Origin of the sequence: Caloranaerobacter longqiensis, from assembly GCF_050286925.1 — a bacterium.
GTDB lineage: Bacteria > Bacillota > Clostridia > Tissierellales > Thermohalobacteraceae > Caloranaerobacter.
In genome coordinates, this window is sequence record NZ_JBFWFX010000005.1 from 34,426 (window position 1) to 50,165 (window position 15,740).

The window sequence follows — 15,740 nt, forward strand, 5'->3', positions numbered from 1 at the left end:
CATAAAAGGCTTCCTATATGGAGGTCTTTTTTCTTGTAATTAATTGGGTTTATTTTGCATAAGTTTAAATAAGAAGTATTGGGGGTGGGGAAATGAGAATAAAGGTTAATGAGGAAAATAATAATTATATGGTTACAACTTTTAAAGGCGTTTTAATAAGTGTTGCAATTTCAATTATATGTATTATTGTTCTGGCAGTAATATTAACTTATACGAGTTTATCAGAAAGTATTGTACCAATTTTAAATTCCATAATTATGATAGTTAGTATTGCTGTAGGGGCAATTTATACATCTATAAGAATTAAAAGAAAAGGATGGCTTAATGGTGCTATTGTTGGTTTATTATATTTTATATTGCTAATACTAGTGAGTTATATTTTTATACGTTCCTATAAGTTTAATAGTCATGTTACAATAAAAGGAATAGTCGCAATAATTACGGGAGCGATTGCTGGAATGATTGGAGTTAATTTAAAATAACACTTTATATTTAAAAATCTATATGTTATAATCTATTAGGAAAAAATTATTAAGGAGGTATATATATGAAGTACATAAATACAATAAGTGGTCGAAGTTTAAAAAGTACAGTTGCAAAAGGTGGATGTGGAGAATGCCAAACTTCATGTCAATCAGCATGTAAGACTTCTTGCACTGTTGGAAATCAAAAGTGCGAGAAATAATTGGTGCTACATAAAAAGTAGTGGTTATCCACTGCTTTTTTTCTGTTTAAAAATGTAAATTTATTTGATTAGATTCAATCTTTAATATAAAATAAAAGTTGCGACAGTATTTAAGGAGGAATGTATATGAATATGCATATGTTTCAGATGAATGGAAAAAACATAGTATTGGATGTTAATAGTGGATCGGTTCACGTAGTAGATGAAATCGTATGGGATATAATTAAACTGTACGAAGATAAAAGTTTAGAATCAATTATTGATGATTTAAAAGATAAATATAGCCAAACTGATATTATAGAAGCTTATAAAGAGATACAAACTTTAGTCGATAATGAGTTACTGTTTACAAAAGAAGAAGAATTAGATATAAATTACAATCCACAAAATATTGTTAAAGCTTTATGTTTGCATGTAGCACATGATTGTAATTTAAAATGTGAATATTGCTTTGCCTCTCAAGGAGATTTCAAAGGACAAAGATTATTAATGCCTTTAGAAGTTGGTAAAAGAGCATTAGAGTTTTTAGTTAAAAATTCAGGTAACAGAAAAAATCTTGAAGTTGACTTTTTCGGTGGAGAACCGTTGATGAATTTTGATGTTGTAAAAGAGTTAGTTAAATATGGCCGTGAACTAGAGAAAAAATATAATAAGAAATTTAGATTTACTATTACTACTAATGGAATTTTATTAAATGATGATAATATGAAGTTTATTAATGAAAATATGGATAATGTAGTACTTAGTTTAGATGGCAGAAAAGAAGTAAACGATAGAATGAGAAAAACATTAAATGGTAGCGGTAGTTTTGATATTATTGTTCCTAAATTTTTAAAACTAGTAAAGTTAAGAGGGGATAAAACATATTACGTTAGAGGTACTTTTACAAGTCATAATTTAGATTTTTCTAAAGATGTTTTAAAACTTTATGAAATAGGGTTCGACAGTATTTCAGTTGAACCAGTAGTTGCAAGTCCAGAAAATGATTATGCAATTTTAGAGGAACATTTAGAAACGATATTGAAAGAATATGAAGAATTGTCAAGTGAATATATAGAACTTAAAAAAGCGGGGAAAGGTTTTGAGTTTTTCCATTTTATGATTGATTTAAGTCAGGGACCTTGTTTAATTAAAAGAGTAGTAGGTTGTGGTGCTGGTGTGGAATATTTAGCAGTTACTCCTGAAGGAGATTTATACCCTTGTCATCAGTTTGTTGGAAATGAAGAATTTAAGATGGGTGATGTTTTCACTGGTGTGTCAAATGAGGAGTTAAGAGAAAAATTTAAAAAAGCTAATGTATTAACAAAAAATGAATGTAAAGAATGTTGGGCTAGATTTTACTGTAGTGGAGGATGTCATGCAAATGCCTATAATTTTAATAAAGATATAACTAAACCATATAAAATTGGTTGCGAAATGGAGAAAAAAAGGATAGAGTGTGCTATATCGATAGTGGCAAATGGTTGCTAAGATAATATGAGGAGGTTTAAGCATGTTAAAAGAATATGAAGGTAAAAAGCCCAAAATACATGATAGCTGTTTTATTGCAGATAGTGCCGAAATAATTGGAGATGTTGAGATAGGAGAGAATACAAGTGTTTGGTACAATACAGTAATAAGAGGGGATGAAAACTCTATTAAAATTGGCAAATATACAAACATTCAAGATGGTTGTGTAATACACATAAGTAAAGAATATGAAACCGTTATAGGAGATTATGTTACAATTGGACATAAAGCAATAGTACATGCATGTAAAATTGGAGATAATGTTTTGATAGGTATGGGAGCTATAATTCTAGATGGTGCTGAAATTGAAGATAATGTATTAGTTGGTGCAGGGAGTATTGTAACACCAGGTAAGAAAATTCCGTCAGGGACTTTAGTATTAGGTTCACCAGCAAAGGTCGTAAGAAAATTAACTGATGAAGAGATTAATCATTTAAAACAATCAGCTGTAGATTATGTTAAATATGCAAAGAAACATAAAGAATAACTTAAAATAAAGCCAAAATATAAATGTAGGGATAATATTACAAAGTTATATATTATTGACTCATTTTTACAGGAGTTATATAATAAAAATAATGATGATTTGAAGGAGGCATAACAAATGAACTTCAAAAGTGTTGCTATTTTTTTATTGATTATTGCATTAGTTGGATTTATTAGTTATTCAGCGATTTTTGGGGTTAATTTAGGTAAGTATGAAATTACGCCTGTAAAAGAAAACATGAAGCTTGGTTTAGATCTGGAAGGTGGAGTATTTGTTGTATTAGAAGCACAAACTGATGCACAAGGTGCAGAATTAGAGAAGAAAATGGAACAAGCAAAAGCGATTATAAGACAAAGAGTAGACGGATTAGGTGTAGCTGAACCTAATATAGTACTAGAAGGTAAAAAAAGAATTAGGATTGAGTTGCCAGGCGTAAAAAATGCACAGGATGCTATTGATATTATAGGTAAAACAGCACAATTACAATTTGTTGATCCTAAAGGTAATGTTGTTGTAACAGGTAAAAATATAAAGAAATCAGAGGTTACTTATCAGTTAAATAGAGAAAAAGGAAGAGAAGAGCCTGTTGTTGCATTAGAGTTTGATAACGAAGGGGCTAAAAAGTTTGCAGAAGCGACTCGCGAATTGGCTAAAAATGCAGACGCTAAGGATAGAATCATATATATAGTTTTAGATGATGAAGTGATTTCAAGCCCTGTAGTTAATAGCGTTATTACAGATGGTAAAGCAGTAATAACAGGTGGTTTTACAGTTGAAGAAGCAGGCAAATTAGCAACTTTAATAAGAGCAGGTGCATTACCTGTTGAGATGAAAGAAGTACAGACTTCAGTTATTGGACCTACATTAGGATTAGAATCGTTAGACAAGAGTATTTATGCTGCGAAAATAGGACTAATTTTGATATTTTTATTTATGTTAATTTATTATAGAATACCGGGATTAATAGCAGATATAAGTCTTACTATATATATATTATTGCTTTTAGGTACTATGATTTATTTAGATGCTACTTTAACTTTACCAGGTATTGCAGGTTTAATTTTATCGATAGGTATGGCTGTAGATGCTAACGTTGTAATTTTTGAAAGGATTAAAGAGGAAATCAGAGCAGGTAAGACTTTAAGAGCTGCTGTTGATTCAGGGTTTAAACGAGCTTTACGTACTGTTATAGATGCTAATGTAACTACTTTTATAGCAGGGATTGTATTATTCAAGTTTGGGACAGGTCCTATTAAAGGGTTTGCAGTAACTTTATTAATTGGTTTAGTTGCTTCAATGATTACAGCAGTATTTATTACAAAATATTTACTAAAGCTTACTATCAAAATGAATATAACTAAAAATACAAAACTCTATGGAGCATAAAAGAGGGGGATTCGACGTGAATATCATAAGAAATAGAAATAAATTTTTCCTTATCTCTTTAACTATAATTGTTATAGGTTTAGTGATGGCAACTGTAAATGGTTTAAATGTCGGCATTGATTTTACTGGAGGAACTTTACTACAGATTGATTTTGGTAAAAAAATACCAGTTAGTGAGATTAGAGAAATTACAGATGAATTTGATAAGAATGCAAGTATTCTTCATGCTGGAGATAATAAAGAGCAGGTTATAATAAAGACGACTTTAGATTTAGATAATAAAGATAGAATAGAAATATTCAATAAGTTTAAAGAAAAATATAATCTTAAAGATGAAGCTTTTGTTCAATCACAAAAGTTTGGGCCTTCTATAGGGAAAGAAATAAGGACTAAAGCATTATTATCAGTATTAATAGCTACTGTTGGTATGCTTATATATATTACTTTTAGATTTGAATTTAAATTTGGTGTTTCAGCTATTGTTGCTCTAGTTCATGATGTTTTAATTACTTTTAGTGTATATGCAATTTTCCAAATACCTGTTAATAATCCTTTTGTGGCTGCTATGCTGACTATAGTAGGTTATTCAATAAATGATACAATTGTAGTTTTTGATAGAATCAGAGAAAATATAAAAATTATGAAGAAAGATAAATACGAGGATATTGTAAATAAGAGTATTTCTCAAACTATAGTAAGATCTATTAATACTTCATTTACAACATTATTAGTTATAGTAGTTTTATATATTTTCGGAGTAGAAGCTATAAAAGATTTTGCACTACCATTAATTGTAGGTATAATAGCAGGTACTTATTCATCAATATTTATCGCTAGCCCTATATGGTATCTGTTAAGAACAAGAGTTTCAGATAGAAATAATTATAATCCTAATAGAGTATAAAGTATTAAACTGCCGTAAGGCAGTTTTTTTCTAAAAAAGAAGAGCTTATGTAATACATATCTTAATCTAAGATAATAATAATGGATATATATACCACTAAAAAGGAGTGGCAGGATTGAAATTATTTTTTTATAAAAGAAGAAAGAAATTAAAAAGATATAGAGAAATAGCAAAGATACTGACAAAATATGGATTCGATATGATTGCAGAAAAAATTGATAATAGAAGTATTATTTCAAAAATATTTATAAAGAGAACTAAAAAATATAGTCAGAAATATACCAGAGGCGAGAGGATTAGATTTACATTAGAAGAATTAGGACCAACTTTTATTAAGTTTGGGCAAATTCTTAGCACAAGATATGATATTTTACCGAAAGATATAGTAGATGAACTGTCAAAATTACAGGATGAAATTACTCCTTTTGACTTGGATACTGCAAAAAATATTATTAAAGATGAATTAGGTAAGGATTTAGAAGATATTTTTATGGAGTTTCAAGAAGAACCTTTAGCGGCTGCATCTATTGGTCAAGTTTATCGTGGTGTTTTAAAGAATGGCAATAAAGTTGTAATAAAAGTACAGAGACCCAATATAAATGAAGTAATAAAACAGGACATAGATATTTTGTATACTCTAGCTAAAATGTTTGATGACATTTTAAAGAAAAAAATGGTTATTAGTGCAAGAGATATTGTAGAAGAGTTTTCTTATTTTATAAAAAAGGAGTTAGACTATACTTATGAAGCTCAAAATTGTGAAAGGTTTAGGATGTATTTTAAAAACGATAAAAGAGTGGTAATTCCTAAAATATATTGGGAGTATACGACAAAAAAAGTATTAGTGATGGAAGAAATAAAAGGAATTAAAGTAAGTGATATTGATGAGATAGATAAAATGGGATTTAATAAGGAAAAGTTATCAGAACTAGGTGCGAAAGTATTTTTAGAACAGATATTTATACATGGATTTTTTCATGGTGATCCGCATCCAGGTAATATTTTAATATTATCAGAAGACAAAATAAGTTTTATAGATTTTGGAGTTGTAGGCTATTTAGATAATTTAACATTTGAATTCATAACTACTCTATTAAAAGCGGCTATTGATAGAGATATAGATAAGATAGTAGAAAGTTTATATAAAATGAATGCAATATCTGATGAAACTGATGAAATTGGTTTAAATAAAGAATTATTTTTTATTATAAATTATTATTTTAATCTGCCAATTAATAAAATTAACTTTGGAGAAGCTTTTAATGAAATTATGACTATAGCTTATAAATATAAACTAAAAATGCCTTCACAATTGACATTACTAATTAAATCAATTATAACGATTGAGGGAACAGGAAAAAAATTAAATCCTCATTTCAATTTATCAAAGATTTCTAAGGAGATTATAAAAGAAATAACAAAAAGGAAATTCGATCCCAAATCTATAGCAAAGAAAATTGTAGACACTGCAACTGTAAATATAGAGAATATTTTTGAAATTACTAATAGAATTAATGATGTATTATATAAAATAGATAAAGATAAATTAAAAATTAAGATGGAGATAGAAGGATTAAGTAAGTTGGAGAAGGAAATATATATAATGACAAATAAGTTAGCATTGAGTTTAATAATCTCATCAATCATTGTAGGCTCATCTATAATAATTCAAGCTCATACAGGTCCTGAAATATTAGGAATGTCAGCTTTTGGATTAATAGGTTTTGTAGCAGCTGGGATTTTAGGAGTATCATTAATTATATCTATTTTATTAAATAAGAGGAATTATAAATAGGGGGTATTTTAAATGGAAATAGGTTTTATATTTTCACTTATTTTTGCAATACTGGTAGCAGTATTTGCTTTAAAAAATGCAGACAGTGTTATGATTGATTTCTTTTTTGCTAAAGTTCAAGTTTCTCAAGCTATAGTTATATTTGTGTCAGCAGCATTGGGGGCAGTAATAGTTACTATATTAGGATTTGTGAGACAGTTAAAACTAACTTTGAAAATAAAAGAACAAGCGAGAAAAATTAAGAAATTAGAAGAGGAAAAGATTTTATTAGAAAGTAGAATTGAAGAAATTATTTCAGAAAAAGATTTAAAATTAGGAACTGATTTTGAAGTAAATAATAATAAAGAAAATGAAATAGAAAATATAAATTCAGAAGAAAATAATGATAAAAATGAAATAATTGACAATGAAAAATAAGAGATTGTGAATACATATTATATAGACTTTAGTGCATATAGAATTTGATGTAGTAGGTGAAATATATGATGAGATATGACAAATTTGTAAAATTATATAATGAAGATTACAGTAATATAAATGAAATTAGTAATGCTTTTAATATATCTAGTATAACTGCGAAAGTTCTTATAAATAGAGGTATTAAAACTGTAGAAGAATGTGAAAACTTTATTAATGTAAGCCTGAAAAATCTATATAATCCTTTCTTGCTTAAAGATATGGATATAGCAGTTGAAAGAATAATTAAAGCAATTCAAAAAAATGAGCAAATATGGATTTATGGAGATTATGATGTGGATGGAATTACTAGTACAACAATCTTAAAGTTGTATTTAGAAAAGATAGGTTGTAATGTTAAATATTATATACCTGACAGAATGACAGAAGGATATGGCATTAATAAAGAGGCTATTGACTATATAGTACATAAAGGTGGACAACTTATTATTACTGTCGATTGTGGTATTACAGCAATTGATGAAGTTGAATACTGCAATGAAAAGGGTATTGAGATTATAATTACAGATCATCACTTGTGTGAAAGTGAGATACCTAATGCTTTAGCAGTAATAAATCCTAATAGAAAAGATAGTGATTATCCTTTTAAGAAACTTGCTGGAGTAGGTGTTGCATTTAAATTGATTCAAGCCATATCTACTAAGCTAAATATTGAAATTCCTTTTAAAGAAATATTGCCTATTGTTGCAATAGGGACAGTAGCCGATGTTGTTTCACTAACAAGTGAAAATAGGATTTTAGTAAAAGAAGGTTTAACGTTAATTAATCAAACTGAAAATATAGGAATTCAGGCATTATTAGAAGTAGCTGGATTGAAAGATAAAGAGATAACAGTTGGACATGTAGGTTTTGTAATAGGTCCAAGAATTAATGCAGCTGGAAGATTAGGTTCTGCTAAAACAGGTGTTGAGCTTTTGACATCTAAATCAATGGAAGAAGCTTTATTGTTAGCTAAAGAGTTAGATAGAGTAAATAAAGAACGTCAGGAAATTGAGATGAAAATATTAAAAGAGGCAGAAGAAATTATTAGAAACGATAGTAGATATGAAAAAGAAAAAGTGCTTGTAATTGCAAGAGAAAATTGGCATCATGGTGTAATTGGAATTGTAGCATCACGAATATGTGAAAAATACTTTAAACCGTGTATTTTAATAGCGATTGAAGGTAATCAAGGTAGAGGATCAGCCAGAAGTATACCGACTTTCGATATATATGAAGGATTAAGTAAAGTAAGTAAGTTTTTTAATAAATTTGGGGGCCATAAACAAGCTGCTGGTTTATCAATTGACAGAGAAAAAATTGATAGTTTTAGAAAAGAAATAAATGAAATTGCTGAAAAATTGCTTATGGAAGAAGATATGATTGATGAGATAAAAGTTGATGATATATTAAAAATGAAAGATATAGACTATAAAATTATAGATGAATTAAAGTTGTTAAAACCATACGGAGTTGGCAACCCTTCTCCATTGTTTGTTAGTAAAGATGTGAAAGTTATTAATATTAAAGCAGTTGGTTCTGAAGGAAAACATTTAAAATTTAGTATTGAAGATGATGAATATGTTATAGATTGCATAGGGTTTAATTTAGGTTACAAAGCACAATATATTAATGAAGGTGATAGGATAGATATTGTATTTATTCCTGATGTAAACGTGTATATGAATGAAACAAAACTTCAATTAAATATTAAAGATATATTTATTAAAAATAAGATTAGCATTGACATTGAAGAAAAGTACTGTTTAAACTTTATTTATAATTTAAGAAAGAAAAGAAATAATACTATTTATGATTTAAGCGACAGAATAATTATTAAAAAAGTCGATGATAGGATAGGATATTTAATTGAATTTTTATATAATAACGATAATATTCTAGTTATAATAAACAATTTGTTAAATGCAAAGAGAATAATTAATGAGTTATATTTTCAAGGAAGAGAGTTTAATAAGAGAATATCTATTAATATTGGAGATGAATTTAAAATTAGGACAAATACATTATTAATAAGTCCATTATATAAAGAATACGATTTAAGTATATTTAATAAAATAATTTTTTTTGATATTTGTTTTGATGAAAACAATTTTTTTGATATAATAAAAAAGTTGATATATAAAGAAATATATTTGTTATTTGATGAAAAAGATTTTAAAATGAATCAAGTTTTTTTAGATAGCTTTGTTCCAAAATTAATAGAACTAAGAGTTGTTTACAAAACATTTCTTTTAAATAAAAAAAATATATTTAAAATTGATATTGAAAGTTATTTTAATTACTTAAATAAAAATTTTAAAATTAAAATCAATAAAAGTAAATTTATTTTTATACTTGAAATACTAAAAGATAGTGATTTGATTGAGTATAAAGTTATTCAAAACGATTATTATATAAAATTAAAACAGAAGCCGAAAGATAGTATCGAAATATTAGAAATACCTATATATAAGAGTGCTAATTTGCTATTAAATAATCAAAGTAAAATGAAGAATACATTTCTAAATTTATTTGAATTAAAGAAGGAGGAAATGCTATGGACTTAAAAAGTAAAATTAGAAACATTAAAGATTTCCCAAAGGAAGGAATAAATTTCAAAGACATAACGACTGTTTTGAAAGATAAAGAAGCTTTTCGCTACTTAATAAATCAAATGGCTGAGAAATTAAGAGATAAGGAAATAGACATAATTGTTGGACCTGAAGCAAGAGGTTTTTTGATAGGTGCTCCTCTAGCTTATGAACTAGGTGCTGGATTCGTACCAGTACGTAAACCTGGCAAATTACCAGCGGAGACAATAAGTGTAGAATATGAATTGGAATATGGTACAGATAAATTAGAAATGCATAAAGATGCGATTAAACCTGGACAAAAAGTTGTTGTAGTTGATGATTTATTAGCAACAGGAGGAACAGTATATTCTACAGTTAAATTAATTGAAGAACTTGGTGGAGAGGTAGTTGCAATTAGTTTCTTTATAGAATTAGAATTTTTAAATGGTAGAGAATTACTTAAAGATTATGAAGTTAATTCATTAGTTAAATTCTAAAAAGACTCAAAGTGTATTATGTTAAAAAATCCCACATCTGTGGGGTTTTTTAACATAAGTAGTTTAGTTAGTAATATTATTATGTTATACTATATTTATATAATTTATTGAAATCATTAAAGTTATGAAAGCTAAAATTTCAAGTAAGAGGGTGGATGAATTTGTTAAACAGTCTTATAGATAAAATAAAGCAGTATAACCCTCATGGTGATATAGATATAGTAAAAAAAGCTTATTACTTTGCAGAAGCTTCACATGAAGGGCAGTATAGAGCATCAGGAGAAAAATATTTTATACATCCTTATAATGTTGCTTTAATATTAGCAGAACTTAATATGGATACAACTACTATAGCTGCAGGTTTATTACATGATGTAGTTGAAGATACAGAAGTAACATTTGATGATATTGAAAGAGAGTTTGGTTTAGAAATTAGAAACTTGGTTGATGGAGTTACAAAGCTAAGAAAATTGAAATTCAGTTCAAAACAGGAAAGACAAGCAGAAAATTTAAGAAAAATGATTATTGCAATGTCTAAAGATATTAGGGTTATTATAATTAAGTTAGCAGATAGACTTCACAATATGAGAACATTAAATTATATGCCTGAGGCAAAAAAGAAAGAAAAAGCTTTAGAAACTCTTGAAATATATGCACCTATTGCTCACAGGTTAGGTATTTCAAAAATTAAATGGGAGTTAGAAGATTTAGCATTAAGGTATCTTGATCCCGAGGGCTATTATGACTTAGTGGAAAAAGTATCAAAGAAGAGAAAAGAAAGAGAAAAGTATATTAATACGGTTATAGAAATATTATCTAAAAAATTAGAAGAAGTGGGTATAAAGAGTGAAATTAATGGTAGACCAAAGCATTTTTATAGTATTTATAGGAAAATGGTTTATCAGAATAAGACTTTTGAACAAATATATGATTTAACAGCTATCAGAGTTATAGTAGATAGTGTTAAAGATTGTTATGGGGTATTAGGTATAGTGCATACAATGTGGAAGCCGATACCTGGAAGATTTAAGGACTATATTGCTATGCCTAAACCTAACATGTATCAATCTTTGCACACCACAGTTATTGGACCACAAGGAGAACCTTTAGAGATACAGATTAGAACATGGGAAATGCATAGAACAGCAGAATATGGTATAGCAGCACATTGGAAATATAAAGAAGGTATAAGTAAGAGTGATGATTTTGATAAAAAATTAAGTTGGTTAAGACAGTTATTAGAATGGCAGAAAGAACTAAAAGATCCTAAAGAATTTATGGAATCATTAAAGATAGATTTATTTACAAATGAAGTTTTTGTATTTACACCAAAAGGTGATGTAATTAATTTGCCAGCTGGTTCAACTCCAATTGATTTTGCATATAGAGTTCATACTGCTGTTGGGAATAATTGTATAGGAGCTAAAGTAGATGGCAGGATAGTACCTCTTGATTACAAATTAAAAAATGGTAATATTGTAGAAATACTTACTTCTGCGAATAGTAATGGGCCAAGCAGAGATTGGTTAAAATTTGTAAAAAGTAGCCATGCAAAGAGTAAGATTAGGCAATGGTTCAAAAAAGAAGAAAGAGCACAAAATATTAATAGAGGTAAAGAGCAAATCGAAAAAGAAGTAAAAAGGCAAGGTTTCAAATTGACTGAAATTTTGAAAGAGGATTGGTTAAATGAAGTGGCTTCTAAATTAAGTTTAAGTAGTATTGATGACTTATATGCTGCAGTAGGATATGGTAGTATTACAGTATCACAAGTAATTCATAGATTAAAAGAGCTTCATAAAGAATATTATAAAAATGATAATAAAGATGAAAATATAGTAAAACAAACTAAAAATAAGAAAGAATATAGACCAACTCAAGGAGTAAAGATTAAAGGCATAGATAATATTATGGTTAGATTTTCAAAGTGTTGCAATCCGGTACCAGGAGATGAAATAATAGGTTATATTACTAGAGGAAGAGGAGTTTCAATTCATAGGAAGGATTGTCCTAATATAGCAGATTTAAGTATACAAGATAGATTTATAGAAGTAGAATGGGACGATGCTAAAAAAGTTTCTTATTTGGCAGAGATACAAATTAAAGCTACTGACAGACCAGGCTTGTTATCTGAGATTACACAATTATTAACAGAGAAGAATCTAACAGTTACTTCATTGAATGCTAGAACAAATAGAGAAAAGATAGCTCTTATAAATCTAGTTCTAGAAATTAAAAGTGTTGAGCAATTAAATGAGTTAATGAGAAAGATAAGAGGTATTAATGGAGTTATTGATGTATATAGAGTTATAACTTAGAAAGGGTGAGAAAATGCGAGCTGTTGTTCAGAAAGTTGCAAAGGCTAGTGTTAGTGTAGAAGGGACTGTAGTTGGTAGTATAAATAGAGGTTTACTTGTACTTTTAGGAGTAGGACAAGATGACAACGAAAAAGATTTAGATTATTTATGTGATAAAATTGCGAATTTAAGAATATTTGAAGACGAAAATGGTAAAATGAATAAATCATTAGTTGATATTAAGGGAGAATTATTAGTGGTATCACAGTTTACTCTATATGGGGACGTAAGGAAAGGTAGAAGGCCAAATTTTATGAATGCAGCTGAGCCAAAAAAGGCAGAAAGCATGTATTTAGAATTTGTTAATAAAATTAGAAAGACAGGTATTAAAGTTGAAACTGGTAAGTTCGGGGAACATATGCATGTAGAATTAATCAATGACGGCCCTGTTACTATTCTATTAGATAGTAAAAAGACATTCTAGGAGGGAGAATAATGATTCTTGAAAGACTGCCTGTTGGAGTATATTCTGCAAATTGCTATATTATTGGATGTGAGAAAACGGGCGAAGCTGTAGTTGTTGATCCGGGTGGAGACGTTGATACTATATTAGAAAAGATAGAAGAGTTGGGATTAAAAGTTAAATATATAATATTGACTCATGGGCATGGCGATCATATAGGAGGAATAATTGAATTAAAAGAAAAAACAAATGCAAAAATATTAATACATGCAGATGATGAATATATGTTAAAAGATAGTGATATTAATCTATCAAGTAAAATGAGTATAAAAAACATTGAAGTAAATCCAGATGACGTGCTTAAAGATGGAGATGTGATTGAAATTGGTAAGTACAATGCTTATATTATTCATACTCCTGGTCATACAAAGGGTAGTATTTGCATAAAATTAGAGAACAATATATTAACAGGAGATACGTTGTTTGCTGGTTCAATAGGCAGAACAGATTTACCAGGTGGTTCACATGATAGTATTATAAAATCAATAAAAGAAAAACTACTAATTTATGATGATGATGTTAAAATTTTTCCAGGACATGGTCCTGCAACAACTATAGGTATTGAAAAGGTAACGAATCCATTTATAGTATAACAAAATCTTCGATTTAAATAAATTTAGGAAGATTTTGCCTATATCCATTATGGAAATTATATTTAAGATTCCACGATTTAATAAGGAATATAATTTCCTATGGATTATAAAAAATACTTAAAAAGTATACTCTCAAAGATAGGTGGAAAACTAATATTAAACTATCTTTTTGGGGGTGTTTTATTGAAAATATCAGAATATATTTACGGAAAGAAAAATTTATATGATGATATTAGTTTAAATGATATAATTGAAATTAGTTTATTAAATATAAGTAAAAATGACATAGCTAATGAATTTTATTTATCAAATAAATCTTTAAATAGATTATTAACAGAAATAGAAAAGGATTATTAAGGGGAATCAGAATGGTTAATGTAATTTTAAAAGGACATGATTTTACTTATGAAGTATTTGAATTATTGAGAGTATTTTTTGTCAATGATGAAATAAAATTTATAGATGAGAAGGCTTTGGTTAATGACCAAAGCCTTTTGATAGAAAGTATATTATATAAAAATAATGATTATTATGTTGCTGAGACTAATATTAAAAAAAGTGATAAACTTTTAAGCTCATCAGTTATTAATGAAGCAGAAAAAATCGGAGTAAAAGATTTTAGTGAAAAGAAGAAAATGAAAACTATAGTTAAAATGTCGATTTATGAAGCAGTTACAAAAGTTGTTGAAATTAAAGCACCTTGGGGGATATTAACAGGAGTAAGACCTACAAAAGTGGTGCATGAACTAATTGATAAAGGTTATAATGACGAATTTATTTTAGAAATACTATTAAATAATTATAAAATGTTTAAAGAAAAAGCTAAATTGATTTTGGACATTGCTAGACTGCAGAGAAAGTATATATATCCTGTTTCAAAGACAAATTTTAGTTTGTATGTTAGTATTCCATTTTGCCCAACAAGGTGTGTATATTGTTCTTTTCCTTCTAATCCTTTAGATAAGACAAAAGATTATGTAAATGAGTATGTTGATAAGTTAATATATGAAATAGATAAGGTTGGAGAATTAACAAAAAATATGAAGATAAATACCGTTTATATTGGTGGAGGTACACCTACATCAATCTCTATTTCATATTTAGAAAAAATAATTGATAGAATCCAAAATGTATTTGGAATAGATAATATAGCAGAATTTACTGTTGAAGCAGGACGTCCAGATACGATATCAAGAGATGTACTTACAAAGCTAAAAAAATTAGGAATTGATAGAATAAGTATAAATCCACAGACTATGAATGAAAATACATTGAAATTAATTGGTAGAAAGCATAGTTCTAAAGATATTTTAAAAGCTTTCAGTTTAGCAAGAGAAATAGGTTTTAGTAATATAAATATGGATTTAATTGTTGGGTTGCCTAATGAAAGTGTTGAAGATATAGTAAAGACAATGGAATTTATAGTAAAATTAAAACCAGATAATTTAACTGTTCATACTATGGCAATTAAAAGAGCCTCAAAACTGAATGAGAGTTTAGATGATTTTAAGTTATCGAAACAAAAAGAAATTGAAAAAATGATTGATATTACTAAAAAATTTGCATATGAAATGGGTATGTATCCATACTATTTATATAGACAAAAGCAGATTTTAGGTAATATGGAGAATGTGGGATATACACTACCAGGGAAAGAATGCTTATATAATATTTTAATTATGGAAGAAAAGCAGACAATTTTAGCTGTTGGGGCAGGTGGAGTATCTAAAATTTTCTTCCCGGATGAAAATAGGATTGAACGTGTTCCAAACGTAAAAAATCTTTATGAATATTTAAAGCGTGTTGACGAAATGGTTGAAAGGAAAAAAAGTTTATTAAGTTATTGACATAAAATAATATTTTAATTATAATAATCTAAAATATTATAAATACTATGAAGGAGAGGAGTAGTTAGATCACTGAGCTAAAGAGAGCCGGTGATGGTGGAAATCCGGTGCTTACATCTAACGAAGACACTCTGGAGTAGATAGTCTGAAAGTGAGTAGGGCTATTCGCAGACCAGCGTTAATGGTAGTAA

The 15,740-nt window shown here is 27.9% G+C and carries 15 protein-coding genes and 1 other annotated feature (1 of these 16 running past the window's edge); all 15 genes read left to right on the plus strand.

Annotated elements, in window-relative coordinates; genetic code table 11:
• Window positions 1-92 precede the first annotated feature (92 nt).
• The 15 genes from AB4Y15_RS05950 (at window position 93) to hemZ (ending at window position 15,549) form a co-directional block, all read left to right on the plus strand.
• Entirely contained in the window at window positions 93-482 is a 390-nt protein-coding gene (locus AB4Y15_RS05950; protein ID WP_427339077.1) for a TIGR04086 family membrane protein, read from the plus strand.
• Between the two features lie 65 nt (window positions 483-547).
• A complete protein-coding gene (gene scfA, locus AB4Y15_RS05955) occupies window positions 548-685 on the plus strand; it encodes a six-cysteine ranthipeptide SCIFF (protein ID WP_427339078.1) in 138 nt (45 codons plus the stop codon).
• A 120-nt stretch (window positions 686-805) separates the two neighbouring features.
• Entirely contained in the window at window positions 806-2,155 is a 1,350-nt protein-coding gene (gene scfB / locus AB4Y15_RS05960) for a thioether cross-link-forming SCIFF peptide maturase (protein WP_427339079.1), read from the plus strand.
• A gap of 22 nt (window positions 2,156-2,177) precedes the next feature.
• Window positions 2,178-2,681 (plus strand): gamma carbonic anhydrase family protein, encoded by a 504-nt coding sequence (locus tag AB4Y15_RS05965; protein WP_427339080.1) that lies wholly within the window; start codon window positions 2,178-2,180, stop codon window positions 2,679-2,681.
• Window positions 2,682-2,798: 117 nt separating this feature from the next.
• A complete protein-coding gene (gene secD, locus AB4Y15_RS05970; protein WP_427339081.1) occupies window positions 2,799-4,067 on the plus strand; it encodes a protein translocase subunit SecD in 1,269 nt (422 codons plus the stop codon).
• 16 nt (window positions 4,068-4,083) lie between these two features.
• The gene (secF, locus tag AB4Y15_RS05975) at window positions 4,084-4,971 is read left to right on the plus strand and encodes a protein translocase subunit SecF (protein WP_427339083.1); all 888 of its coding nucleotides are present in this window, start codon (window positions 4,084-4,086) and stop codon (window positions 4,969-4,971) included.
• Window positions 4,972-5,086: 115 nt separating this feature from the next.
• The gene (locus tag AB4Y15_RS05980; RefSeq protein WP_427339084.1) at window positions 5,087-6,766 is read left to right on the plus strand and encodes an ABC1 kinase family protein; all 1,680 of its coding nucleotides are present in this window, start codon (window positions 5,087-5,089) and stop codon (window positions 6,764-6,766) included.
• Window positions 6,767-6,778: 12 nt separating this feature from the next.
• A complete protein-coding gene (locus tag AB4Y15_RS05985; protein ID WP_427339085.1) occupies window positions 6,779-7,183 on the plus strand; it encodes a LapA family protein in 405 nt (134 codons plus the stop codon).
• 65 nt (window positions 7,184-7,248) lie between these two features.
• Window positions 7,249-9,789 carry a single-stranded-DNA-specific exonuclease RecJ gene (gene recJ / locus AB4Y15_RS05990; RefSeq protein WP_427339087.1) on the plus strand — a complete coding sequence of 847 codons (2,541 nt, stop codon included), beginning with the start codon at window positions 7,249-7,251 and terminating at the stop codon, window positions 9,787-9,789.
• Entirely contained in the window at window positions 9,780-10,292 is a 513-nt protein-coding gene (locus AB4Y15_RS05995) for an adenine phosphoribosyltransferase (protein ID WP_427339088.1), read from the plus strand. Before recJ ends, AB4Y15_RS05995 begins: the two co-directional genes overlap by 10 nt.
• Before the next feature lie 155 nt (window positions 10,293-10,447).
• Entirely contained in the window at window positions 10,448-12,607 is a 2,160-nt protein-coding gene (locus tag AB4Y15_RS06000) for a RelA/SpoT family protein (protein WP_427339089.1), read from the plus strand.
• A gap of 13 nt (window positions 12,608-12,620) precedes the next feature.
• The gene (dtd, locus tag AB4Y15_RS06005; protein ID WP_427339090.1) at window positions 12,621-13,070 is read left to right on the plus strand and encodes a D-aminoacyl-tRNA deacylase; all 450 of its coding nucleotides are present in this window, start codon (window positions 12,621-12,623) and stop codon (window positions 13,068-13,070) included.
• Between the two features lie 11 nt (window positions 13,071-13,081).
• The gene (locus AB4Y15_RS06010) at window positions 13,082-13,702 is read left to right on the plus strand and encodes an MBL fold metallo-hydrolase (protein WP_427339091.1); all 621 of its coding nucleotides are present in this window, start codon (window positions 13,082-13,084) and stop codon (window positions 13,700-13,702) included.
• A gap of 183 nt (window positions 13,703-13,885) precedes the next feature.
• Window positions 13,886-14,059 carry a hypothetical protein gene (locus tag AB4Y15_RS06015; protein WP_427339092.1) on the plus strand — a complete coding sequence of 58 codons (174 nt, stop codon included), beginning with the start codon at window positions 13,886-13,888 and terminating at the stop codon, window positions 14,057-14,059.
• Between the two features lie 11 nt (window positions 14,060-14,070).
• Window positions 14,071-15,549, plus strand: a complete 1,479-nt coding sequence (gene hemZ / locus AB4Y15_RS06020; RefSeq protein ID WP_427339093.1) for a coproporphyrinogen dehydrogenase HemZ — start codon at window positions 14,071-14,073, stop codon at window positions 15,547-15,549.
• 38 nt (window positions 15,550-15,587) lie between these two features.
• Window positions 15,588-15,740: a binding site (T-box leader), on the plus strand; it runs 60 nt beyond the window's last position.